The 23,780-nt window shown below is 41.7% G+C and carries 19 protein-coding genes and 1 tRNA gene; 10 read left to right on the plus strand and 10 right to left on the minus strand.

Annotated elements, in window-relative coordinates; translation table 11 throughout:
• Window positions 1-25: 25 nt before the first annotated feature.
• Together AC57BQ_RS18935 and AC57BQ_RS18940 are read right to left on the minus strand one after the other, a co-directional pair.
• Window positions 26-3,535, minus strand: a complete 3,510-nt coding sequence (locus AC57BQ_RS18935) for a SusC/RagA family TonB-linked outer membrane protein (RefSeq protein WP_496407754.1) — start codon at window positions 3,533-3,535, stop codon at window positions 26-28.
• A gap of 47 nt (window positions 3,536-3,582) precedes the next feature.
• A complete protein-coding gene (locus tag AC57BQ_RS18940) occupies window positions 3,583-4,644 on the minus strand; it encodes a FecR family protein (RefSeq protein WP_496407755.1) in 1,062 nt (353 codons plus the stop codon).
• A 217-nt stretch (window positions 4,645-4,861) separates the two neighbouring features.
• Here AC57BQ_RS18940 and AC57BQ_RS18945 point away from each other — a divergent pair, with 217 nt between their 5' ends.
• Both AC57BQ_RS18945 and AC57BQ_RS18950 read left to right on the plus strand, forming a co-directional pair.
• Complete coding sequence (locus AC57BQ_RS18945) at window positions 4,862-5,461, plus strand: RNA polymerase sigma factor (RefSeq protein ID WP_496407756.1); 600 nt, start codon at window positions 4,862-4,864, stop codon at window positions 5,459-5,461.
• Window positions 5,462-5,591: 130 nt separating this feature from the next.
• Complete coding sequence (locus AC57BQ_RS18950; RefSeq protein WP_496407757.1) at window positions 5,592-6,578, plus strand: amidohydrolase family protein; 987 nt, start codon at window positions 5,592-5,594, stop codon at window positions 6,576-6,578.
• Window positions 6,579-6,693: 115 nt separating this feature from the next.
• Here AC57BQ_RS18950 and AC57BQ_RS18955 read toward each other — a convergent pair.
• A tRNA-OTHER gene (locus AC57BQ_RS18955) sits at window positions 6,694-6,758 on the minus strand.
• 235 nt (window positions 6,759-6,993) lie between these two features.
• Between AC57BQ_RS18955 and AC57BQ_RS18960 the strand changes: the two genes are divergently transcribed.
• Window positions 6,994-8,268, plus strand: coding sequence for a tyrosine-type recombinase/integrase (locus tag AC57BQ_RS18960; protein ID WP_496407758.1), 1,275 nt, complete (start codon window positions 6,994-6,996; stop codon window positions 8,266-8,268).
• 533 nt (window positions 8,269-8,801) lie between these two features.
• Here the strand turns inward: AC57BQ_RS18960 and AC57BQ_RS18965 are convergent.
• Window positions 8,802-9,701, minus strand: a complete 900-nt coding sequence (locus AC57BQ_RS18965; RefSeq protein ID WP_496407759.1) for a LytTR family transcriptional regulator DNA-binding domain-containing protein — start codon at window positions 9,699-9,701, stop codon at window positions 8,802-8,804.
• A gap of 332 nt (window positions 9,702-10,033) precedes the next feature.
• Between AC57BQ_RS18965 and AC57BQ_RS18970 the strand changes: the two genes are divergently transcribed.
• Both AC57BQ_RS18970 and AC57BQ_RS18975 read left to right on the plus strand, forming a co-directional pair.
• The gene (locus AC57BQ_RS18970; protein WP_496407760.1) at window positions 10,034-10,453 is read left to right on the plus strand and encodes a hypothetical protein; all 420 of its coding nucleotides are present in this window, start codon (window positions 10,034-10,036) and stop codon (window positions 10,451-10,453) included.
• Window positions 10,454-11,101: 648 nt separating this feature from the next.
• Window positions 11,102-11,434, plus strand: coding sequence for a hypothetical protein (locus AC57BQ_RS18975; RefSeq protein ID WP_496407761.1), 333 nt, complete (start codon window positions 11,102-11,104; stop codon window positions 11,432-11,434).
• 40 nt (window positions 11,435-11,474) lie between these two features.
• Here the strand turns inward: AC57BQ_RS18975 and AC57BQ_RS18980 are convergent, their stop codons facing one another.
• From AC57BQ_RS18980 to AC57BQ_RS18990, 3 genes are read right to left on the minus strand one after another with little or no spacing between them, the layout of a single operon-like run.
• Complete coding sequence (locus AC57BQ_RS18980; RefSeq protein WP_496407762.1) at window positions 11,475-12,854, minus strand: RagB/SusD family nutrient uptake outer membrane protein; 1,380 nt, start codon at window positions 12,852-12,854, stop codon at window positions 11,475-11,477.
• A gap of 25 nt (window positions 12,855-12,879) precedes the next feature.
• On the minus strand, window positions 12,880-16,092 hold the full coding sequence (locus AC57BQ_RS18985) for a SusC/RagA family TonB-linked outer membrane protein (RefSeq protein WP_496407763.1): 3,213 nt from the start codon (window positions 16,090-16,092) through the stop codon (window positions 12,880-12,882).
• Window positions 16,093-16,127: 35 nt separating this feature from the next.
• Entirely contained in the window at window positions 16,128-17,462 is a 1,335-nt protein-coding gene (locus tag AC57BQ_RS18990) for a TlpA family protein disulfide reductase (RefSeq protein WP_496407764.1), read from the minus strand.
• A 585-nt stretch (window positions 17,463-18,047) separates the two neighbouring features.
• Between AC57BQ_RS18990 and AC57BQ_RS18995 the strand changes: the two genes are divergently transcribed.
• The gene (locus AC57BQ_RS18995; RefSeq protein ID WP_496407765.1) at window positions 18,048-18,335 is read left to right on the plus strand and encodes a helix-turn-helix domain-containing protein; all 288 of its coding nucleotides are present in this window, start codon (window positions 18,048-18,050) and stop codon (window positions 18,333-18,335) included.
• Window positions 18,336-18,423: 88 nt separating this feature from the next.
• On the opposite strand, the gene AC57BQ_RS19000 is transcribed toward AC57BQ_RS18995, so the two are convergent.
• Complete coding sequence (locus tag AC57BQ_RS19000) at window positions 18,424-19,629, minus strand: hypothetical protein (RefSeq protein WP_496407766.1); 1,206 nt, start codon at window positions 19,627-19,629, stop codon at window positions 18,424-18,426.
• A 175-nt stretch (window positions 19,630-19,804) separates the two neighbouring features.
• On the opposite strand from AC57BQ_RS19000, the gene AC57BQ_RS19005 reads away from it, so the two are divergent.
• Genes AC57BQ_RS19005 through AC57BQ_RS19020 form a run of 4 tightly spaced genes read left to right on the plus strand, consistent with a single transcriptional unit; the run spans window position 19,805 to window position 21,612 of the window.
• On the plus strand, window positions 19,805-20,131 hold the full coding sequence (locus AC57BQ_RS19005) for an ArsR/SmtB family transcription factor (protein WP_496409483.1): 327 nt from the start codon (window positions 19,805-19,807) through the stop codon (window positions 20,129-20,131).
• 50 nt (window positions 20,132-20,181) lie between these two features.
• Window positions 20,182-20,751 (plus strand): DUF6428 family protein, encoded by a 570-nt coding sequence (locus AC57BQ_RS19010; protein ID WP_496407767.1) that lies wholly within the window; start codon window positions 20,182-20,184, stop codon window positions 20,749-20,751.
• A 10-nt stretch (window positions 20,752-20,761) separates the two neighbouring features.
• Window positions 20,762-21,190: an arsenic resistance N-acetyltransferase ArsN2 gene (arsN2, locus tag AC57BQ_RS19015; RefSeq protein WP_496407768.1), complete on the plus strand. Its 429-nt coding sequence runs from the start codon at window positions 20,762-20,764 to the stop codon at window positions 21,188-21,190.
• Window positions 21,187-21,612 (plus strand): arsenate reductase ArsC, encoded by a 426-nt coding sequence (locus AC57BQ_RS19020; protein ID WP_496407769.1) that lies wholly within the window; start codon window positions 21,187-21,189, stop codon window positions 21,610-21,612. The genes arsN2 and AC57BQ_RS19020 overlap by 4 nt, the downstream gene beginning before the upstream one ends.
• Window positions 21,613-21,656: 44 nt before the next feature.
• Here AC57BQ_RS19020 and AC57BQ_RS19025 read toward each other — a convergent pair whose 3' ends face one another.
• Window positions 21,657-22,145 (minus strand): hypothetical protein, encoded by a 489-nt coding sequence (locus tag AC57BQ_RS19025; protein WP_496407770.1) that lies wholly within the window; start codon window positions 22,143-22,145, stop codon window positions 21,657-21,659.
• Between the two features lie 307 nt (window positions 22,146-22,452).
• Window positions 22,453-23,664 (minus strand): M57 family metalloprotease, encoded by a 1,212-nt coding sequence (locus AC57BQ_RS19030; protein ID WP_496407771.1) that lies wholly within the window; start codon window positions 23,662-23,664, stop codon window positions 22,453-22,455.
• Window positions 23,665-23,780 lie beyond the last annotated feature (116 nt).

Genomic DNA, 23,780 nt, shown 5'->3' on the forward strand with positions numbered 1-23,780 from the left:
GTTGATTCTAAAATTATACATACCGTTAAAATCTGAAATTGAGGTTAAAGCCCCAGCTTTTACGCGAGGGTAATGAACCATACTCCAGCCCCTGTCCGTTACCATTGTTATAGTTGGAGTCGGGGTCAACATTCGGAACGTTCTTGTGGATGATGAATGGGTTACGACTTACCACCGCTACCGACATTTCTTTGATACCCAGCTTAGCTATAGCGCTTTTGGGCAGCCTGTAGCTCAGGGTTATCTCCCTCATTTTTATATAGCTGGCATCATAGATGAACGGTGTAGCTACCCCATTGCCATCGCTGTAAAACTGCGACCAGTAGTTTGAGGGATCAACGGCGGTTGTATTGGCGGTATAAATAGGTTTGCCATTAGCATCGGTACCTGTTTGTACCACACCTTGTGGCGTATAGCCTTTTACCTTTCCGGCGGCACGCCATGCTTCAATGGTCATGCCTGCGGTTTGACGGTCTTCTTCAGATTTTATCCACTCGGCTCTGCCTGGCAGGGTAGAAATATGACTACCCCGGATAATGGCGAACATGTTGGTCATGGAAAACAAACTGGAGCCATGCTTAATATCGATCACCGTACTTAAAGCAAAATTTTTATACCGGAAAGTATTGGTTAAACCACCCGTCCAGCTCCAGGTACCTTTGCCTAATACGCTGCGTTCTTCGGCCTGTTTGGGTGCAAGGGTTTGTGGATCAAGGATGATATTACCCTGCGGATCGCGCTGATAATCGAACCCTAAAATGGCCCCGTAAGGCGCGCCTGGTTTGGCCACCACAGATACGCCCAACCAGCGTGCGTCTGACAAAGTCAGGTACGGAACGCCCTCAGCCAAGGATAATACAGTATTGGTGTTTTTGGCAAAGTTTACGTTGATGTCCCAGCCAAAATCCTTACTGGCCACCGGGCTGCCGTTCAATTGTACCTCGATACCCTTATTGCCAATTACACCGGCATTGATGATCTGCTGCGCGAAACCTGAAGACAGCGGCGCTGGCACCAAATTGATCTGGTCACGAGATTTGGAGGTGTAATAAGTAAAATCGAGCCCGAGCCTGTCGCGAAAAAATTTCAATTGCGTACCAACTTCAAATGAACGGGTACGGGTTGGTTTTAAATTCTTGTTGGGTAATATTGTACTGGATATGCCGCCTACAGATTGTCCGTTAAAAGTTTGGGGATACAGGTTATAATATAAATTTAACTGGTATGGGTCGGTATCGTTACCCACCTCCGCACCGGAAACTCTAAGCTTGCCAAATGATAGTATGGCCGGGTTGATCTTGAAAAAATCGGTAAAAATAAAACTGGCCGCCAGCGATGGGTACACGTACGAATTATTATTTACCGGCAGTGTGGATGAGGCATCCTGCCTTACGCTGGCATCAAGATATAAGTATGATTTATAGGCCGCGCTGAACAAAGCATATACCGAGTTATTCTGTTTACGGTAATGGTTATCAACCACTGCCTTGTCCGAAAAACTATTGGGGCTTACAACATCAGTCACTGTTTGATTGATGAAAGTTGATAAGGTACCCGGATTATCAAGCCGGGATATACTCCCCCCGAAACGGGCTGATAAATTGAGTGATTTGGTCACCTGTTTTTGCAGGGTTACCAAAACGTCAGCTTCGGTAGTTGAAAGTTTTTGGTTGATCTCATCCAGCTCACCAGCCAGGGCGCCGGGTGTAGTACGCGGACTAAATTTGTTATAATCAAAGTAAGTAAAATCTGTTGAGGCGCGGCCCTGTACATTTAGCCAGCTGGTGATCACATAATTGGCCTGCAAACCGCCTATGAAACGGTTTTTACGGGTTTTGTTACTCATTTCGTTAATTACCCAATACGGATCTAAACGATACTGACCGCCGCCCCAGTCCACATAATTACCTTCGGAATCTTTGTAGCCGTTTTTAAAATAAGCCTGGTCAACGTTATTAGCCAAACCCACAAAACTGTTACCAATATTGCCGGGATCATCGGCCAGGGCCGGGCGGTTGGTCACATCTTCGTTCAGGTACATTACCCTTGCCGACATGGTAATTTTTGTACCCAGCTTGGTACTGCCGGTAAAGTTAAATGTGTTGCGGCGCAGGCTGCTGCCCGGCACAATATCGCGGTTACGCAGATCAGATATCGACAGGCGAAAGGACGAGTTATCTGTCGCATTCGAAAAAGCGACGTTATTGGTAAAGGTGGCACCTGTTCTGAAGAAATTATCAATATTGTTTTTTACCAGCGCGTATGGACGGTATTTGCCATCAAAACCAATCACCTGCAAACCCGGATCGAGCCGGGGGCCGAAGTTATTGAACAGGGTATTTTTTGCCTGGGATTGATCGACCACCAATTGCTCGGCGGTTCCCTGGCCATATATGTATTGATAGTCGTTATAATGGGTAAGCTGGTTTTCGATAGATGTGGTGCTGTTTAGCTCGATACCCAATTCTCTTTTAGCCGCACCTTTTTTGGTAGTGATGAGAATAACCCCATTACCAGCCCGGCTACCATATAATGCCGAGGCCGATGGCCCTTTCAGAACACTGATCTTATCAATATCGTCGGGATTGATGGCTGATATAGCATCGCCAAAATCAAATCCTCCCGAATACTTGGCTCCGCCAACCTGACCATAATTGGAGTTATCAATAGGTACACCATCCACTACATAAAGCGGCTGGTTATTACCGGTGATACTGGTATTACCCCTGATGATAACTCTTGATGAACCTGAGGGGCCACCGGCTGTACTGTTAATGATCAATCCCGGCACTTTACCCGCCAATGAATTGATCACATTGGTTTCACGCGCTTTTTTAAGGTCGTTACCATCCACTTCAGAATAAGCGTAGCCCAGGGATCGTTCTTCTCTTTTAATACCTAAAGCGGTTACCACTACCGTATTCAATTCAGTGGCTTTTTGTTTCAGAACGATCTTGATTGTTTTAATCTGATCTGAAGCAATCACAGAAGCTGTTTGATAACCGACCATACTAAAGGTAATCACTTCGCCATTGTTGGCCAGGATAATAAAATTGCCTGTTTCAGTAGTAACTGCCGAGCGTTTTTTGCTCGTGTTCACCACAGTAACGCCGGGCAGGGGCAGGTTATCTTCGTCAGTCACCTTGCCACTCAAATTAAAATCGTCCGTTACCTGGGATGATGTTTTGGGCGGTGCCTTTTGCGATTGGATCATCACCGTTTCGCCAACAATTTTGTACTGGGCCTGTAGTTGTTTGGTTAGTATATCAATAACCTGTGGCAGGCTTTGTTTGTTAACCGTTAAACTGATCTTTTTTTGCAGGTCGAGCTCGTTGGGGTTGTACGAAAAATGTACGCCGGCGGCTTTTTCAATCTGCCCAAAAACGGTTTGTACCGGAATGTTTTTCCAATGGAATGAATATACTTTTGCTGATGATTGCGCATGCCCTGACAGCGACACAATAAATAGCAATGAGGGGAGTATCCTCAGTAATATCCATGAAAAAAATCGTGAATAAAGTAATGGTTTTTGCATATAATTAATTAAGGGTGGTTTAAAAATTGGTAATCATAAACTCAGTGTCAGAACATTAGCTTCACGCTATGGCCTTCCTGTTTGTAGGTAAAATGGTTAGTAAAGCCAATGGCATCCAGCACGTCGGTTAGGTTTTTATCATTAAACTGGCCGGTAAACACAATAGCCGACGCCGGTTTATTAGCCGGAACGATCACAATGCCATACATCTCTTTTAATTTCCCGGTAATTTCCTCAAGCCCGGCGCTGTTGAAAATCAGCTTACGGTTTATCCAGTTTTGCAGGTTTTTACCATTAAAGTTTGATTGCTTAAAACTTTTGTCGCCCTGGTATAAAGCGGCCTGCTGTCCGGGGATCAGTGTTACATCGCTAATATCCAAACGGGCTTGTGTATATTCCACTTTCACCTTTCCGGTTGCCAGCATTACACTGGCCTCGGCCTCATGAGGGTAGCTTTGAACTTTGAACGAGGTGCCCAGCGCGGTAGTGGCTGTTTTATCGGTGATCACTACAAATGGCTTCTCCTTATTCTTTTTTACGGAGAAAAATGCCTCTCCGCTTAGTAGTACGTGCCGGTTGTTGACGTTATAATCCCTGGCTATTTTCAACGTACTGGAGCCATTAAGCAGCACCGAACTGCCATCGGGCAGTGTTACCTGTTTGCGATGGTTAAAATCGGTATTAGCTATGATAGTATAATTGGCATCTGTGGCCTGGCTATATAAGACTGCACCAGACGGAGCAGCCTTATATTTATAAATACCAAAGGCTCCGGCAATAATCAACAGCGAAGCGGCAATGGCCACCCATCTTGAAAAATAGGTTTTAATATGTACAATTAAAGGTGACTGTGCAGGTTCGATAACTTCCGGACTTGCATCAATAGCGGCTTTTAATCGCTCCAGCGCTATGGCCTTTTGAGCGGGGCTAACCCGGATACCCAGGAGCAGGCATAGCTCGCGGGCTTCACTTATTTTCTGGGTAAGTTCCGGCCTTTCGGCCTGTATATTTTCCCATTTAGCTTTGGCTGCCGCATTGTCGTCATAGCAGTATTGTACAAAGCTGTCATCGGTTAAAAAATCATCAATTTGGTATAATCCGTAATCCATTTAAGTAGGGTTTTTATTTCCTTTTCCTACAAGTGCAATAGATTATTCTTTTTTACCAATGCTTTTCCAAATAAATTTTATGTTTCAGTTTTCAGAACAATACTATTGCATTATTCAATAAGTATTATGTAGTTTTATAAAAACTTTAAAAAGTCAATCCTTTGTAAATCATGCATTAATTTTCAATCTTTAGATGGAAGTATCAAAAACAGTACTCATGAGTCCTAAACCCCGGGACATTTATAAGAACTGGCAATTGCTTGCAGAAGGTGAAAAGCAGGGACTTTACGAATGCTTTAATATTTTTTATGACGATTTGTATCGCTTCGGGCTTTCCCTGTACAAAAACCCCGAACTGGTAAAAGAAGGCATCCATAATTTATTTTTAGAACTGTGGAAGATCAGGCATAAACTAGCCGATGTGCAAAACATTCAGCAGTATACCCTTACCATTTATAAGCGAATATTGTACAAAACCTACCAGCAACTATCGGCCGAAACCCAAACCGGTCACCTGGTAGATGACATATCTATAGAAAACATTCCGATTGAACCCTCCTACGAATCGATACTGATAGCCAGCCAGCATGATGAACATATGAAAAAAAGGCTGCAAAAAGCACTCAATCAGCTATCGCCCAGGCAAAAAGAGATCATTCGTCTTCGTTACTTTGATGCCGTTTCTTTCAAGGACATTGCCGATCAAACAGGTTTGAGCGAACGCACCATCTACAATACCCTGCACAACGCCATCAAAGTTTTGCGCGATGTGATCTGCCTGGTGATCATTTTCAAAGGAAGCAAAACCATCCTTTAATACAATTCATACGAAAATAATCCTATAACTACCATTAATGGTGCATTGCGGCTCAAAACCTGAGTGTGTTTCTTTGTGTTGATGTATTTGATCCCTTAATATACAACCCAATTTTATTTATCAAATTAACATGCGAATAGTCACAGTCGAAGAACATATTTCCTTTCCGGAAATGGCAAATAAAATACCCAAAGCAGCTTTGGGCGGTTTTGGTCAATCAGAAAGGATGCAGCAGCTTATACCAAAACTGGCTGATATTACCGGTGAGCGGCTAAAATCAATGGATGCCAACGGTATTACGATGCAGGTACTTTCTGTAGATAGCTCTGGCGCCAACCTTTTAAGCCCAGGGGAAGGTCCGGCCTTTGCTACGCAGTATAATGACCTGATCGCCGAAAGGATCGCGGGGTTTGAGAACCGGTTCACCGCTTTTGCCCATTTGCCTATGACTGCTCCCATGGCCGCAGCCGACGAATTGGAACGCACAGTAAAAGAATACCAATTTCGCGGCGCCATGATCAGGGGACTAACACAGGACCAGTTTTTAGATCAACCCGAATTTGCACCGATATTTGAACGGGCCGAAAAGTTGGACGTGCCTATTTATCTTCACCCCGGCTTGCCCCCAAAAGGAATAGCAGATATTTATTATAGTGGATTGCCCAATCATTCGGGTATGGCAGAGGCGTTGGCCTGTTACGGCTGGGGTTGGCACTCAGAAACCGCGCTGCATGTTTTACGCCTGCTCTATTCGGGGATTTTCGACAGGTATCCCAAACTTAAACTAGTTATTGGTCATATGGGAGAAATGCTGCCCATGATGATGGCAAGGTCAGAGCGAGCATTTAAACCAGGTAACGGAGGCGCCAACCAGCGTACACTTACGGATACTTTCCACCAGCAGGTTTATATCACCACTAGTGGCTTTTTTACGCAGCCACCATTAAAAGTCTCTTTAGATACTTTCGGTATTGATAATATTATGTTTTCTATTGACTATCCTTTTAGCACAAACGAAATGGGTATTGAATTTTTGAATGCAATTGAGCTTTCTGATGAACAAGTAGCAAAAATTGCGCATAGCAATGCGGATAAACTACTGAATTTAACGATATAAAGGTATTCAACCTGGGGTAGGTGTTATCACCGCACCGACTAATACACATCAAAATTTAGGGCATAAAAAAACCCAACTCGCCAGAGTTGGGTTAAATCATTGATTTTCAGTGCTCCTGAGGCTGGGCTCGAACCAGCGACCCTCTGATTAACAGTCAGATTTTGGCCAATACGCTCATTTTGCTTAATTTTATTATTTATTGTAAATCAATTAGTTATACATATAATACTGCTTTTTAATTTGTGATATTTTGTATTTTATTGCTCGTTTTTCTGCAAATTTTCTGCAAATAATTCAATCAGATTTCTTATATTTGAATTAATAAAATCAGCTATAAATCAGCAATTTATGTTATTTATAGTGATACTTATATTTGATATGTTTCTGCAAATTTATACATTTAATTATTAAAATCATGAAAGCAGAAGTTTCTTTATACTTAGATACGAGGCGGGCGTTAAAAAGCGGTGCTTATCCTTTGAAATTACATGTTTATTTTACCGCAAAAATGGAACGGTGGTATAAAACGGATTACAAACTAAGCAATGAGCAGTTTGAACAATCCTATTTAGCTGCCAAGCCAAGAGGGGAACACAAAGAGCTTAAAATTGAGTTGGACGCTATTATACAAAAAGCCGCTGAACTGGCTAAAGACTTGGGCGACAATTTTACTTTTGAAAAATTTGAGCGCAAAATGTTCCGCTCTAAAGCAAGCACTACTAACGTAATTGAGCACTTTGCAGGCTATGTAAAAGTACTGGAGAAAAACGAACAGATTGGAACAGCCTCCAGTTACGATTGCAGTATCAGATCAATTACAGGCTATTTAAGTGAGGGTAAAAAAAGTCCGGTTACGCATATTCCTTTTGCCGCACTTTCGGCGGATGTTTTAAATAAATACGAGCAATGGATGGTATCTAAAAACAACTCCAAAACCACAGTTGGTATTTATATGCGGAATTTAAGGGCGATATTTAATAAAGCTATTGCGGCCGGGGATGTCTCCCCTGAACTTTATCCTTTTAAGACCTATAAAATCCCGAATGGCAAAAATGTAAAAAAGGCTTTGGAAACACCTGATCTCAACGCTTTATACATTGCAGATGTTGCTACAGATAGCTTTATGGAAAAGGCCAGGGATTTCTGGTTTTTTAGTTACCAGTGCAACGGGATGAATTTTAGGGATATCGCGGAACTAAAATTTAAAGATATCCATGACACGTATTTTTCATTTTTAAGGCATAAGACGAAAAACACCACAAAGGAAGACCCGACACCTATTGTTGTCCCTTTAACCAGCTATATTAAAAATTTCATAAAAAAGTATGCCAACAAAAAGGGCAAGCCAAATGATTATGTGTTTCCCATATTTCAGACAGATATGTCAGCCAAAGAGCGGCACCGGGTGAACCAAAATTTTATACGCTTCGTTAACCAGCACATGCAAAAATTGGTCGATCTGTTGGGCTTATCATTTAAGTTAGGCACAATGGTGGCCCGTCATTCATTTACTACCCAGGCAACTCGTACTATGGGACTGGAATTTGCACAGGAAGCTTTGGGCCATACCACTATGAACACGACACAAAACTACTGGAAAGGCTTTGAAAAGGATGCTAAGAAAAGCATGGCGGAAAAGCTTATGGAGTTTACAACGGCAAAACCAATAGCAGTTCAGGAGGTCGTCTAAACGACTTTTTGAACTGTCCTGAATGTCAATTGCAAAAAGCCCGTTTTTTGCTTTAACCATGATCAGATGCTGCTAAGCCGGTTTGGCTTATGTAGCATTGTGTATCGCTATTCATTTAAACCACCCTGCATGCCCAAATAAAGGGAAGGGGCTTTATTGCTAATCAAGCCTCGCCGGAATGGTTATGTATGCGGACATTCCCGCTCTGCAAGTCAATAACGCACACCACCCCATTTTCACCACTTAAGCAACAAAAGCGAATAGCCGGGTGAAATGTCAAGGGCAGGCGGGCAAAAAAACAAACAACTACCGCCTGTTCATATACCCTTGACATTTCATCCCTGCGTTGGCTATCTTTGCGTCAGGTGGTGTAATTGGGTTGTTTCTTTTTTCACAAGCAACGGGAAAAGCAAGTCGGTTATGAGCGCAGCGAATTTCCGTCTTGCTGTGCACAGGTGAGGCGAACGGCGGAATGTAACCCGGCGCGGAGCGCGTGGTGCAATGCAGCCGTTTGCCGCAACCGGGGCGGCCGTTTAGTTTTTGGTTTCATCATCGTTTAATGACACTATCTCATTTTTGATCCATGCCTCTACTTCTTTCTTCGCGTCCCTGCTGACTTTGGCAATTTCGTCGCAAGGCGGGATCAGTTCCAGGGTCATCCCCCTGTCGGGGTGTCTTCGCATTTTATCGACAGCATCACGAGTGATGATGAAATTGCGGCTTGCCCTGCAAAAGATCCTGGGGTTGAGTAGCTTTTGTACTGCATCGAGTGAATCCCAGAAGATAACCGAACTGGCATCGCGCCGCCTGAGCACCAATGGGCCCGCTTCCGTGCGATAGATATAAGCAATATCGCCTACCCGTACCCGGAGTTCTTCCTTTTCTTCCGAAATCCGCAGGTATAGATAGTCAGCATAAGTTGATTGTTGCTGTACTTCGGTTAAGACCGATTCTTTCACAGATTTCTTCTGGTGATAGTAATAAAAATTGCAGAACAGATATAAGCAGTTAAAGTTAACGGCCATATTAATGATCTCTTTAAGCATATAGCCAGTATAGGCATAACGTGCGCTATGCTGATCGAAAGGGAAGAACAACTCGCTGATCAACAGGGATGCGATAACAGGAAGCGGTAAGCCTAATAAAAGCTGCCATACGATCCTCAACCAAAACTGCATCTCCCAGTCATACTTTTTATCCAGCCGCTTACATATCCAGTTAATGATAATGATCTGCCCATTAGCAATAGTAAAGAGTGCGGTAAAAGAATAGAGAAACCATAAATGAGTGATCAACTTAAAAAATGGCTCCGGCGGTAAAGGACACAGCGCGTAGATACCGGCCAGAAAAGAGAGCAGCAGTAATAGCGGGCTATTAGGATATGGGCCTTCCCTTAAATGTAAACGTAACCATGCCACTGCGCTTTTTTTCATCGGCTTAAGTTTTTACACCCGGCAATGAAGCGGTCACTGGCACTTATTCCTGTTAGTGGTAGGGTAGACTGCTTATGACGTTTTCATCAGCGGATATGTATTAACCCAAAATTACAAAATCAACCTAAGCGAAACTGTGCACTCCGGGGGATTCAGAAAAAAAGTTGACGGTTCAACCCTTGTTTTTGTACGTTTCACATAAAATAATGCAAACGGTCTGAAAAAAAAATGACGGTTCAAGCCCGTTTTTGTACGTTTCGCATAAATTGGTTCCGCCCGTCTAAAAAATTTCACCAAAAACCAATTTACCTTTGTATTAAGCAATTAACCACATGGCAACAACGAATCTTCAACCGGATGGCGATAACGGAGGGCAAGAGGTTAACCGTTATGATGAGCATAACGAAACAAAAAAAGCAAACTGGCTAACCCGGTTGCTCCGGGCTTACATGCGTATCCCGTTACTGCGAAGCATCGATCCAGTCAAGTTGTGCATGTTCTTATTGATCATGTTGGTAGAGACAGCGCTGTTAAAGGTTTTCTTGCCACCGGGCTGGCCGATTCCAGTAGTAACCTGCACCTGTGAAGATCAGTACAGCGACACGACGCTACAAGCGATGGCGAAAGCAGGAAATGAGGATGTAAAACGTTACCTGGCTCAAAAGGACAACCCGATCAATTGCGCGGGTAGGCGGAAGGAACTGTTAGACAAACTGGAAAAGGCAAAGCATAAAAGCCAGCCCAGGCGATAGCCAGGCAGCGATAATATTAAAAATATGGATGGGGAATACCGGTTTTTCATAGCGCCCTTTCCGGGCGTAGAAGTGCATAGAGCTAAGATGGTCGTCCCCTTAATTGATGCGGTCATCGGTGCAGAAACCGGCGGTATTGGCAAGTTTTTACCGGAACGGCACAAGGAACGTTGGCACGACGATAAGTGCAAATAAGCAAACAGGGCGGGCCATATCAAGGCTGTGGCCGGTTTAAGTACAGTAATAAGAAAAATGTAAAGCAAATGAGAACGTTAGATGCAGCAACAATCAGGGATCTGGCAGAGGATTATGCCTCAAAAGTCATGCTGGCCGCTATGGCGACGCTATGCATCCGTTTTGTCTTGGCATACATCGCCGCATTGGTATGGTTTCAAACCTTATTCATAGTGCCTTTCTTTACCTGCACTTATGCCCACAAGAGAATCGTTAACAGAATAATCCATGACCGTAAGTTTGCGCTATTCACGAAAAACCCGAATAGCCGTGCCGGGCTATTCGGGATCAGGTAACTACCACATCGGGATGCGAATAGTTACGGTGAGGTCTGCCAAAAGACAAAACGCAAGATAAAAGTACGAAAATTTGAATTTTTTAAGGTAATCTTTTTTCTTAAAAAAAGACCATGCTATGAACACTACACTGTTCAAAAACAAAGTCATGGCTATAGTAGCTATGTTTACAATTGTATTAGGTGTTGGCGCTGCTGTTGCTATGAAAGCGCCTGAAAAAAAGACGCTGGCTAACCCGTATTGGCAGTACGATGGCAGCGGTAGTGTAACCTCCCCAAGCAATTATGTTGAACTGTCAGGCAGTCCATCTTGTAGTGGGAACGCCAATATCTGTGCAATACAGGCAGCCGAAGATCCCAACAATCCCGGTGAGCCACAAATCGACACAGGCCTGAGCGGACGCATCACTGCTAAAAACACATCGGCCGGAGATGTGTTTCTTAAAAACTAATTTGAGTTAATAAAGAAAGGGGAGCATTGCTCCCCTTTCTTTATCTGGTATTCTGGCTTATTCCACTCGTCTGTATTACACTTACAGGTATTAGCCAGGCATAACGTTTATCATTGGGTGGTAAAGTAAAAGTTTGGCCATTAATTACTCTTGTTAACGTCTTCGCATATTGCGGCTCTTTATTGAGCCTTCTCAAATCACTCCATCTGATCTCACTTCTGAAAGCCAGTTCCTTTCTGCGTTCCTGCAAAATTAATGGCAATGGGTTTGCATAATTCGCGGGGTAAGGTATAAAGCTTGATTTGGCATACCGTTTAGCTAATAACAGATTCAAATCGGCAATAGCATTGGAGTTGTTGCCCAGTCTTGCATAAGTTTCAGCCCTGATCAGCAGCATTTCATCTACAGCGATGCCACCAAATAATGAACCATAACTCTGCCCGGTATAATCTCCTTTAAACTCATAATAACCATCATCCGCGTAGGTATAAAAAACATGCTTACGAAGATCATTATTCGTATAGGTTGCATAGAGATTGGTATCTACCCGTGCATAATAGGGGTTTAAAACACCATCCCTGCCGGATGTTGTTGCATGAAAGATCACTTCATCATTGAACTGGCTGATCGGATTGGCGAGTGTGCTGTCCAGTGTATTGTAATCCAATAACTTGTTGTATAACTGCAAACAGGAGTCCGCATATTTATTGGCACTGGTATAATCACTCATTGCAAGATAGGTACGCGCCAATACTCCAAAAGCCGCTGGCTTTGATGGCCTTGTTTTTACCTTTGGCTGTACCGGTAATAAAGGCAGGGATGATCTCAGATCGCTGATGATCTGCCGATAGGTTTCCTGCATGGAACTCCGGGTCGTCTTAACGGTAATATCAGCCCTTAAACGTAATGCTATTCCCGGTAAGCTATTACTGTTCCCGGCATCATAAGGTAATGAAAAAACATTGGCCACCTGGAAAAAGGTATATCCCCGGAAGAATAAGGCACTTCCCTTAATGGATGCCCCGCCCTGAACATTGTTCTTTTCCAAACCATCCAAAACCACATTGCAGCGCTCAACCATATTGTACGCATAATTCCAGTCCAGGTCATTGGCGGCATTCGCACCCCAAACGTAAGTAAGCTGATCATTGGTTGAAAAATTTGACAGATCACTTGCTTTTAAAAAATAATCATCGCTACCAATATCTCCCGCAAAGGGATAATCCAGGTTTAAGAAATTGTTATCCAGAATAGCCTGGAAATCCTGCAACGTTGATGGTACAGCCAAAGTTTTGTCGGGCTTGGCATCCAGGTATTTTTTACAGGAAGCGAGTACCAGGCAGGTTAAAAGTAATAGCAACCATTTCGTGTAACTGCATTGGTGCATTAGTCGTATATAAAGGGAGTTTTGCTTTTTCATATTAATTCTAATTTTTGCTATAGCATTATAAATCTATTTTACACCCAAAAGCTATTGTTCTCACCGCAGGAAGCGACTGTCCGTAATCAGGGTCGAGGCCAAGCTTATTTGCCCGCCAAAGGATGGCAATGTTATTGGCATAGGTATAAAACAAAATACCCTTTACCGGCAGTCGTGGATAGTTCGACCTGTTGAACTGATAACTTAGCCTTATATCCTGCAAACGGATATTGTCCCCTTTCTCCACTGTAATGCTGGAATAATCATAAACCGCGTCACGGCTGCTGTTGGCCGGATAGATCATGGAGGGTACATTGGTATTTTTTTCATCACCGGGTTTCTGCCAGCGGTTTTCGTATTCACTATAACCTATCCAGCTGTAGAATAGGCTGTAATAACTCAGCGCATTCCTACGGAAATAATAATCAAAACAATAAGTCAGGTTAACCGAAAGGGCAAAACCCTTATATTCAAAATCATTGCGCAGGGAACCGAAGTATTGAGGTAAGGCAGAGCCATGAAATACCAGATCATTGAACCCTGCCGAACTGGTAATGGCATTGTAATCCTGACTTACTTTCCCATTCAGATATGCTTGCGGATTTCCGGTAGCCGGGTCAAGCCCTGCCCATTTATAGCTTACGATTTCATAAGCCGCTTGTCCTATAATGGGTGAAATTAGGGAGCCGTTGCCGATGTAGGCGGTGGGGCTTGACGGGGTGTAGAGATATTGGGCAACCTTGTTTTTATTCATAGAAAACAAGAGCGCCGAGTTCCAGTTAAAGCCGCCTCGCAGATTGACCGCATTCAGCGTAAAATCAAACCCATGTGTCTTTAGATCGGCACTGTTTTCATTGAGATAATCACCCGCGCCAATCGTCAGATCGGCGGGAACAAGACCGATCAAATCTGTTGCATTCTTATAATAGTATTCCAGGCTCCCTGAAATGCGGTTACCCTGGGTGCCAAAATCAAGTCCTAAATTAAACATGCCTATCTTCTCCCATCGCAGATTGGGATTAGGAAAATTGGTAATATTGGCAAAGGGTAACCCGGTAATACTGTTAGCGGAGTTTGGCGTGTTATACTGTATCGTTGTTAATGCGGGTATGGTATTATTGACATTACCGCTATAACCAAAGGTGCCCCTCAGCTTCATATAAGGCAATGCTGCTATATGATAAAATTTCTCATCAGATAATAGCCAGGATGCACCTGTCGACCAAAGAGGCACCCATTTACGATTGGTTTCTACCCCAAAGAGATTGGACGCATCCCGGCGTGCGCTCAGGCTAATTGTATAGCGGTTATTATAGGTGTAAGAACCATTGCCGTAAACAGAAACTGTTCGGTTTAACAGACCGCTAAAGGAATTGACATAAGGAACTGCGGCGTTGACCCCTAAATTGCCATACTGTGGGTAAAGATTAACTAAATCCACAGCGGAAGAAGTCAACGATTCATTATTGTAACCATAGGTTCTTTCTTTACTAATATCGGTACTGCTTTGGGTGATCTCTGCTCCACCAATGATGTTAACACGGTGTTTCTGGTGCCAGTCTTTATTGAAATTAAGCTGACCGCGTATATCATTGGATTTTATATTGTTTTGTGTAAGGTCAAGTATTCCGCCATCAGGAATAATTTGAGTAATGGTATTACCGGCCACCTGCGTGTAACGGTTGATGAGGTTACGGGTAAAATAAGTATCAGGGCTATAATAATTCCTTAAATTGCCGTCTGCATATTCGTACTGGTAACGAACTTCTGCGCTTAGGGCAGGCGTAAACTGGTAGGATAAACCCGCATTCAATAAAAGGTCATGTAACTTATTGGTATTATCCGCAAGCTTGATCTCCTGTAATGGGCGGTATTTCCAGTCCAATAAAGTGCCGTGACCGACGGTATCAATATAATTGTATCGGTAATCTTTGGCAATGGGCAATGGTTTACCATTTGCATCAGCTAATTGTGCATAGGGATAAAGCCCGGTTTTACCACCGCCCGGATAGATACTGCCATATCCTCCCTGGCTGTTGGTGATGGTATTACTTTGTGTGTATTGGATACTGGTCTGTAATTGCAGGTTTTTTACTGGTCTGTACGTATTACTATTTCTGAATGTAAAACGGCCATACTGATTACCCACCAGACTTTGCAGATTGCGGTCGTACCCTACAGAAAGGTTATTATTCATATTGTTGGTTCCGCCTGAAATCTGTAGATTATATTGCTGACTAAAAGCCTGCCGATAAACATATTTTTCAAAATCATTACGTACATCAATATTCCGTAAGGCGTCAATCTGCGTAGTGGCAGTAGCGGCGGAGATTGTTCCCAATTTTTGCTGATTTAAAATTTCAACAACAGGCGAAATCACGGGCCGCCTTCTATTGCTCAAAGCGGAAGTATAGTTTCCGTTGGCAAACAAATATTCTTCCACGTCAATAAAATCCGAAGAACTGATCATGGGCAGATAAAACAGATCAGGTCTGGCTGCCACGGTAAAGTTGGTATTCAGCGTTATTGCCAAAGGCTGATTGTATTTGCCTTTTTTAGTAGTAATCACGATTACCCCGTTTCCGGCCTTTGTACCCCATATAGAGCTTGCCGCTGCATCTTTTAATATCGTGATGCTTTCCACATCGTTTGGGTTGATATTGTTAACATCACCATCATAAGGGAAATTATCCAAGATAATCAGCGGTTTGCTGATGGTGCTGGTGAGTGTACTTAATCCGCGAACACTGAAATTCGTTGTGCCGGTGCCACGCTTGTCAAACAAAATGCTGCTTGCTATTCCGTCCAGGCGGGTGAGCACATTCGTGCTGACCTCTCGGTCAATTAACTTGTTACTGATCTGTTCAAATGAACCGGTGGCGCGTTCCCTGGGTAAATGCTGATAACCTGTAGAAACGACCACTTCCTGGAGTCTGCGGGTATCGGGTGTTAAAGTGAAAGTCAAGGGAGTTTTAAGCGGTAGCTTCAACGGCACTTCCGAACTGATGTAGCCAATATAGGTAATTTGCAAGGTATCCGGCAGACGGGCCAGTTGAAAGTGGAAGCTCCCGTTTTTATCGGTAATGGCAGAAAGGCTTTGTCCTTTCAATTTAACGGTCGCCCCAGATAATGGACTGCCATCCCTTACGTCTAGCACCCGGCCATTGATAATCTGCTGAGCCCTGAGAAATGCAGGGATGAGCAGCAGCATTAATAATAAGTATATCGTTCTTTTCATCTAAACGGTTCTTTAAGGTTAAAATGATCTGTTAATTATCTGGTGATTGGTTCTAAAGCAGGGCTTAAAATCAAATGCCTTTGCTCGGTCAAAACAAACATGTCCAGCTTTCTCCTTTGCTTTATAAACTCCAAGCCAAGTGGCTTTAACACGACGTTCCATTCACCAATTGTTACCGGAAGGGTTTTGAAATCAAGATCGAAAGGCGCTCTTGTTGCTGATTCGTTTATTACTGGTGTCGCATTTTCTTTTTGATTAAGCAGCCATTCTAAATCAGCTGCCTGAATGTGGTGTGTAAACAAAGGATGACTTGGGTTCAATTGAATATCCTTTTTTGCATAAGCGGTTTGCAGCGTAGCCTGACTATCTTTTCGTTTTAGTATCCAGCAATTTGTTTCCCGCTCCTGTACCGATCCTTTTATTTTCAGCAGGTATTCGATTTGAAGTTGCAGTTGTTTTAATACTTCACGCTCTGAAAAACCGACAGGGACAATAGCTTCATAGGTATAAGTATGCGTTTTAAGCCATTCGTCATAATAACCCGATTGGGCGGCATACACATAAATGTTAGAATGATCTGTTGGAAGTATTCTCCGGGTTGCCATAAAAGGCAGGCCGCTGTTTAAGATCAGCGCATAAAGGTTGAGTACAGGTTGGTTGATAAATGAAAAGCGTTTGGTTTGGGTCGGTGTATCCGTTTTCACCTGTTGCGCAGGTGGAACTCCTTCGAGATAGCCTGTAAATGTAATAGAGTATAAAATAGAGCCAGATTTCAATTTTGTATTATTATCCGAAAAGAATAATGGTTTATCCGCATTATAGTCCAGTTTATCGTTTTTTAAATCCCATTGTGGTTTTTGACCTTTTAAAACCTGCTCAATATTCCGGGCAGTAACATATTCGTCAGTTGTAACTGCGATGAGTTTACCTTGCGGATCGATCCAAACTTCATGAGGCAGCTGATTATGGGGGAACAGTTTTGTTAATACTTGATCATTTACTACGGAAGTAATCTTGTAATTTTTCAGAAAAGCGCTACCGAGCAAAAACTTTTGGATGTTTTCAAGTTTTTGTCCCGTAACAGGCAGAATATATGCTCTATCCAAAAACGTCCTATTCAAAGTATTTGCTTGTGGCAAAAACTTAATACAACTGCTGCACCAGGTATCCCAAAAATCAAGAATGAGTAGCTTGCCTTTAAAGTCTGATATTTTAGCGGTTTTAGCAGAGTAATTAATGATGTCACTTATGGTAATATTGGGTACGATGTCGCCGATTTTAAGGGCAGTGACGGTAGGTTTATCCTGGGCGCTCGCGGTTAATTTTAAGCAAAGCATAGCCAGTACGATGTATATCGTTAATTTTTTCATGAAGTTTCTTTAGCTGGTTTGGGTAAAGGGTTCGTCAGATTAAGACTATGAAAAGGAAAACGGCAACCCCAAATTGACTATTAACTACTAAGCTGATCTTAGATTGCCGTTTATCCTGAAGATTCAATCAGGGGATTTGATAATGTTTTTAAACCGGTTTTTGAGGAATTGAGATAGAATTTCTTGAAGAAACGAAAAGTGCAATAGAGGGCCGTTGCTATAAGTAGCAATCTTTGTATAACCGAAATGTGGCAGTTTTAAACTCATTATTGTTTGACAATGAGTCTCGATGTTTGAATAAGAATAGGCTGGGCCTTACAAACCACCGCTTCTTAGGTGACAGCCAAGAAAATGGATTTACAGTAAGGCCCATACCTATTCTTAAGCGCAAATATATGCACTAAGGCGATATGGGCATTATCTTACTGTCTCGCATTCTTGGCTGTCAATCTTTGAGCGACGAGACTCTTCAGTTAATACCTCAAAAAGAGGCGGCAATCTATCTATTTTGCCATAATTTATTAATAATCAAATATAACTACAAATTATAATTATTCCAAATTTGGAATAATTATTTCTGATTAAATGAAGTCATTTTGTTTTATGGGTGAACAATTCATAGACAAAAAATCTTTAGGAGTCATAAGAGAAAGATTGTGGGAGATTTGCAGCGAAAAGAAAATAGCATTGGAGGATATTCAGGATCGAACAGGATTTAGTTATAGTCAGGTTTATAGAATAGTTAGAGGCAAAAACAATATGTCTGTTAGTGGGCTGATTGCTGTTTGTAAAGCGCTTGAAATTCAGCCAACGGAAATCTTCAATTTTAAAATTCAAATTCCGAAACACTCACCTACAAGAAAGAATTTTTAATTCATGCTGTTTTTAAGGTGCTTTTTATATGTTGTTAAGAAACACAAATTAATCATAATGGCTTGGAGCGATGTGCCTGAAATTGCAGTCACTTGCCATCCGGCACATATTGATAAACAACCTCATAAGGCTTATTGTGCAATTTTGCTGAAATCTGTCCTATCCCAAGATCCTCCCGCTGGGGAGTGGGTTCACAAAGCGAATAGGTTTTCCCTTTGTAAATTATAGGACTGCCAACAGGTTTGTCAAACTGTACAGCCATCGTAATATGTGTCGGATATAAAAGGGCTATCATTGGCAGATTATATACCTCTTTGACGAGATAAAAAAACAAGGCGGCTCTGTCGTCGCAATCACTGTATTTAGCAAATAATGTTTCCTCCGGCGAGAGGCGCTTTTCTTTTCCAAAATTATCTTCATCATCTTCATATAAAAATGCATACCTGGTAAAACGCATCAGATAGTCCACTCCCTTTTTCTGATTCATCCCCTTTACATTTTTTTTCAGCAGCGGAATGAGGGAGCCATAAGTTTCCTTACTCAGTGGAATATTAAAATAAGATTCAAAATCTACAATTGGATAATTTGCAAAAATGGCCTCTACATCCCTGTTTAGCTTGATATTAAAATAATAAACCTTATGATGATAGGTAAATTGCAATTCTTTATCGAAGTAATCTTCCGGTTTAAAGTTGGGCATCTTAGTTACTTTATAAGAGAAGGGTTTTGTTGCTTCAGGGATGTTGACCGTCACCGGAATTGGTGGGTCCAGATTAAGATCGGTTTTTGGATAGTCATGGTAGTTTAAACACATGTACTTCTTATTATTAACCGTAAAGGACGGAATGTCTTCAACATCTTCATCGTTAAATACATAGAATATGACCTTGTTCTTAGTTAACGCCAACCTGGCATCATAACCTGACTTGGCAAGTAAAAACCATTTATAAAGGGTGTAGCGACTATAGTTATCTGCTTTAGGGCTTATTTGCTGGGCTGTTTTACGGATCAACTGATAATACAACCAATCGCTTAACTGATGTTTTTGTTTATAGGAGGTTAATGAATCAATAATGGGCTTATAGTTACCGGTATTCAAGGTGTCATAAAATGTTTTGATCTCCTGGGGTGTTAACTGAACCGGGATATCGACCAATAGGGTTTTATCTATTTCGCTGTTAAAGGTACCTTCATAAAATTCAAAACAAATCCTTTGATCTTTCGCCTGACCATAAACGGATGGCAGTGTAAAGACCAGCAGTAAAGTACAGCATACTTTAATAAGCCGGATCATGAATATTACAATTGGTTATATTAAAATTACGCAAAATAAATTGCTTTCTATGTTAAGTTTTGACCTGTCAAATACCGCGATTATCCTTGTTTTATATAATCTAACCATACGCCCGGGCAGTTTTGTGAAAAAAAATTTGGAGAATAAAATATTAATCGTAATATTGCAATATAATATGGGACTTACAAAAACAGAAATATTCACCGAAGAGCAAAACAGGCTGGCCATTTTGCTAAAAGCACTTGCTCATCCTGCGCGGATTGCCATTTTGCAACAAATCATTAAAGCGAATGCTTGTATCTGTGGTGATCTGGCTGACGAGCTGGGCTTGGCGCAGGCGACCATTTCGCAGCATTTAAAAGAACTTAAAACAGCAGGTTTGATCCAGGGGACCATTGAAGGCGTTAGCGTTTGCTACTGCATTAATCCATTGGTATGGAAACAATTAAATGATGAGCTGGGCGATTTTTTTGCCACTTATGATGTAGCTAATTGCTGTTAAAAAAATTTAATCAAATCAATCGTAATATTGCAATAAAATAAATAGAAATCATGAATAAAGTAGAAGCGATCAACTGGAAAACCTTTAAAGACACTCTATTACTGCATCCCGACCTTGACCTGCAATTCCAATATGCAGAAGGCAAGCTGGTAGATGCAGCTTATCATATTACTGAGATCAAACAAGCGCCAATCACATCGGTAGATTGCGGCGGGGTGATGAATGCCTGGACAGAGATCATTGTACAACTTTGGGTACCTGAAGGCGATCAGCAAGAGCGCTCCATGAAAGTTAGCAAGGCATTATCGATAGTAAACATTGTAGAAAAAATGCTGCCGCTTAATCCAAACGGCACGGTAAAGATCGAGTTCGGTAATTCTGAATTTGATACCCGCCAGATGTTCCCTAACGAAATGATCGTGAACAGTGAAGCTTTAACTATCGACCTGCGCCCTGATGCAGTACAATGCAAGGCCATTTCCCGCGGCGGCAGTTGTGGTACAAACGATAAAGGCGAAGAATGTTGCGTACCTGCGGCGGCAGAGAAACCCAAAGTACAATTAGTTAACCTGGCTGCGCCTGCGGAAGCTTGCTGCACACCAGGCGGAGGCTGCTGCTAATATAACAACCATGATCATAGACCAGGCCCAACCCTATAAAGACAAAATAATCGAACTGCTGGCCGCTGAAAAGCTGCCCATAGCGGATCTGCCGCAAACACTAGATAATTTTATTGTAGCGATACAAGATGGTACAGTAGTCGGTGTTGGAGGCGTTGAGGTTTATGGAGACTATGGGTTGCTCCGGTCTTTAGCGGTACAACCTGAAAAGCGAGGTTTAGGTATCGCCGGTAAACTGCTGGCCCGGTTGGATGCGATGTGTAAGTTGAAAGGCTTGATTGAATTATACCTGCTAACAGAAACGGCTCCAGCCTACTTCGAGCGTAAAAACTATTCAAAAATAAACAGGGAAGATGTGCCTGCGGAAGTCAGCGCTTCATCAGAGTTCAGCCATGTTTGCCCGGTATCGGCTATCGTCATGAAAAAAACATTAAGATGAGCAAGAAAAATATATTAGTCCTATGTACCGGCAATAGTTGCCGCAGCCAATTGGCCGAGGGTTACCTGCGTCATTTCGCAAGTGAAAAAGCCAATATTTACAGTGCAGGCATAGAAACACATGGCGTTAATCCTAAAGCCATCCAGGTCATGGCGGAGGATCATATTGACATATCAGGACACACCTCCAATCACGTAGATGAATATATTTCCATCCCATTTGATTATGTGATCACCGTATGTGATAACGCCAATGAGGCCTGTCCTTTTTTCCCCGGCAAGGCAGAACGTTTCCATGAAAACTTCCCTGATCCTGCAAAGGCGAAAGGAACAGACGAAGTAGTTTTCGCTGAATTTAAAAGGGTACGGGATATGGTTAAAATCTATAGTGCCAATTTTATTCAACAACACCTGCCTAATTAATTTAAACTTATTTAACAAAGCCCGTTTCCGGGCTTTGTTTCAAATTATTTTTTCACAAAGTATTGGTTTACAGTCAGTGTATCCATTGGCTTATTTGCCTCTGTTCCAAGAATTACTGTTGCATGAATAAGCCATTTTTGATCATCAATCCTGTGTCCTTCAACATGACCTCCTATAGGTTTAAAAAAAATTGAGTTGCAGCAGGGACAGATGAAATTGTAATTGACAGTGCCATTTACGATATCCTGGGCATTATAGTCAAATTTGTTGTTTGTTAAAGGAGCTTTTATCATCATTCGCGTTTCTATATTACAACTCTCTTTCAAAATTTGGCCGTAAGTAAATGCCCTGAAACTGGACGGTTGATCCTGTGCATATTCCGGTATAGTGGAAAATGTATGCGTACAATCGGAATTGACCGGGCATGATGTTAAATCATTTGTGTTCTCGTTGGGCTCGCTGTGCTTTTTACATGAAGTAAACAATTGAATACATATCAACGGCACTACTAAGAAAATGGATACAGGTTTCATAGGCTTTCGTTTTTAACTATTTACGTTTACGAAGGCCTAAACGCTACAGATTATCAAATTTTGCTATAGAAAATAGCAATAACACAAATGAGGATCGTCTACTCTTTTTGGATAATTGAAGCGTTTCCATAATAAGATCCTGACAGCACATTAGTGCTCCTTAAATTGAATGAATTTATAAACGTAAGAAACTCATTAAGGGACTTCATCGAATTTTTACGAATGCCCGTTTATAAAGCTATCCGAATAATTAATACTCAAAAGACCCGACTAAATTAGTCGGGTCCTTTTATATTAGATCACTACATTACTGAACCGTAATATTTTTTATTCCGGTTACCCCGGCAGCATACTTACCACCGGATATAGCACATTGCAGTTGGTAAGTTCCTGATGGAAGATTCAGTTCCAGTCCCGGATTGTTGTTATCCGGATCAGTAAAGTCATAACTAAAGGTCGTTCCGTTTATACCAATCGCTTTCCAGTGATAGTTTATACCAACTTCTTTTGATATATAACTTAAGGAAAAGATTCTTTCGCCACCAAATGTTGATGGACCACTTACTATTGGTGCTATAGCACTGTTTACATTGATAGGATATAAAGTACTTATTGCCGTTTTATCATATATAGAAGGCAATGGATAAGTTTGATTGTTTGAATTGTAGGAACTTAGTGCTGTTCCCCCATTCATTACAGAATTAGGATCGCCCTGAGTGGCGGTTGGTGTATTTGGTATCTGGATCGCACCATCAGGCGAAGCACCTTCGTTTCTTAAAAACCAGTTCGTATGCCTCAATCCCAAACAATGTCCAATTTCATGTATCATATTCCATGTGGTTTGTGCTGTTGTAGGATTTATAAATGAACTGGAAAAAGGGTCTACAAAATCGGTATTTACGATTATTAAATTTCCCGGTTTTCCATCAGAAAAAGGAAATACTGCCCTTGCCGCCGTATTAGCATCTAATAAACCATTATCTGATTTGATCGTAATATCGACTCTTTGACCTGCATCGTACACATCGTAAATAAGATTCAGTTTGATGTTGCTGTTGGATTGGGTATTCCATACTCTCATCGCCTCCAGCAAGCCGCTTTGCCATGTATTAGCGTCACTCCATATGGTATGATCGACTAATATATTTATATTATAACTACTGTAATTACTAATAATATAGTTAGACCGAGTTTGGTTGATAATTTTATCCCGGTCAATCTGCGTAGTTGACTTTTGCGGTGTTTTTAAATTCGATTTTAAGAGCATGATATCGCCCTCCACCACGTAATAATCACCAAATTCTTTAATGGTATCCGCTCTGAAACCCAGGTCTTTAATGGCCTTCACAATTAAAGGGTCTACACTTACTAATGGATCTTTTTTAGCCGATGGAACATTATTATCTTTTTTACAACCGGTATATACCGTTGCAAGAATAAATAATAATAAAACAAAATTCTTTGCAGGCGAAAGCTTAAATCCCTGGGATTTAAGCTCTTTTTGATAAGGTTTTATCATATTGATTTAGATTTGTATCAATATAATAACCATATATTAATTGATTATTTTTTAAATGTTATCTTATTAAAATAATACAATTGATTCATGATTGCAAAGTCAATAAAAGCAGAATA

Source organism: Mucilaginibacter sp. BGA-UO-ETr-C110 (assembly GCF_059567985.1).

Coding starts and splice junctions, on each gene's coding strand:
- AC57BQ_RS18935 (WP_496407754.1), bottom strand. CDS start 3,535: ATGCAAAAACCATTACTTTATTCACGATTTTTTTCATGGATATTACTG.
- AC57BQ_RS18940 (WP_496407755.1), bottom strand. CDS start 4,644: ATGGATTACGGATTATACCAAATTGATGATTTTTTAACCGATGACAGC.
- AC57BQ_RS18945 (WP_496407756.1), top strand. CDS start 4,862: ATGAGTCCTAAACCCCGGGACATTTATAAGAACTGGCAATTGCTTGCA.
- AC57BQ_RS18950 (WP_496407757.1), top strand. CDS start 5,592: ATGCGAATAGTCACAGTCGAAGAACATATTTCCTTTCCGGAAATGGCA.
- AC57BQ_RS18960 (WP_496407758.1), top strand. CDS start 6,994: ATGAAAGCAGAAGTTTCTTTATACTTAGATACGAGGCGGGCGTTAAAA.
- AC57BQ_RS18965 (WP_496407759.1), bottom strand. CDS start 9,701: ATGAAAAAAAGCGCAGTGGCATGGTTACGTTTACATTTAAGGGAAGGC.
- AC57BQ_RS18970 (WP_496407760.1), top strand. CDS start 10,034: ATGGCAACAACGAATCTTCAACCGGATGGCGATAACGGAGGGCAAGAG.
- AC57BQ_RS18975 (WP_496407761.1), top strand. CDS start 11,102: ATGAACACTACACTGTTCAAAAACAAAGTCATGGCTATAGTAGCTATG.
- AC57BQ_RS18980 (WP_496407762.1), bottom strand. CDS start 12,854: ATGAAAAAGCAAAACTCCCTTTATATACGACTAATGCACCAATGCAGT.
- AC57BQ_RS18985 (WP_496407763.1), bottom strand. CDS start 16,092: ATGAAAAGAACGATATACTTATTATTAATGCTGCTGCTCATCCCTGCA.
- AC57BQ_RS18990 (WP_496407764.1), bottom strand. CDS start 17,462: ATGAAAAAATTAACGATATACATCGTACTGGCTATGCTTTGCTTAAAA.
- AC57BQ_RS18995 (WP_496407765.1), top strand. CDS start 18,048: ATGAAGTCATTTTGTTTTATGGGTGAACAATTCATAGACAAAAAATCT.
- AC57BQ_RS19000 (WP_496407766.1), bottom strand. CDS start 19,629: ATGATCCGGCTTATTAAAGTATGCTGTACTTTACTGCTGGTCTTTACA.
- AC57BQ_RS19005 (WP_496409483.1), top strand. CDS start 19,805: ATGGGACTTACAAAAACAGAAATATTCACCGAAGAGCAAAACAGGCTG.
- AC57BQ_RS19010 (WP_496407767.1), top strand. CDS start 20,182: ATGAATAAAGTAGAAGCGATCAACTGGAAAACCTTTAAAGACACTCTA.
- arsN2 (WP_496407768.1), top strand. CDS start 20,762: ATGATCATAGACCAGGCCCAACCCTATAAAGACAAAATAATCGAACTG.
- AC57BQ_RS19020 (WP_496407769.1), top strand. CDS start 21,187: ATGAGCAAGAAAAATATATTAGTCCTATGTACCGGCAATAGTTGCCGC.
- AC57BQ_RS19025 (WP_496407770.1), bottom strand. CDS start 22,145: ATGAAACCTGTATCCATTTTCTTAGTAGTGCCGTTGATATGTATTCAA.
- AC57BQ_RS19030 (WP_496407771.1), bottom strand. CDS start 23,664: ATGATAAAACCTTATCAAAAAGAGCTTAAATCCCAGGGATTTAAGCTT.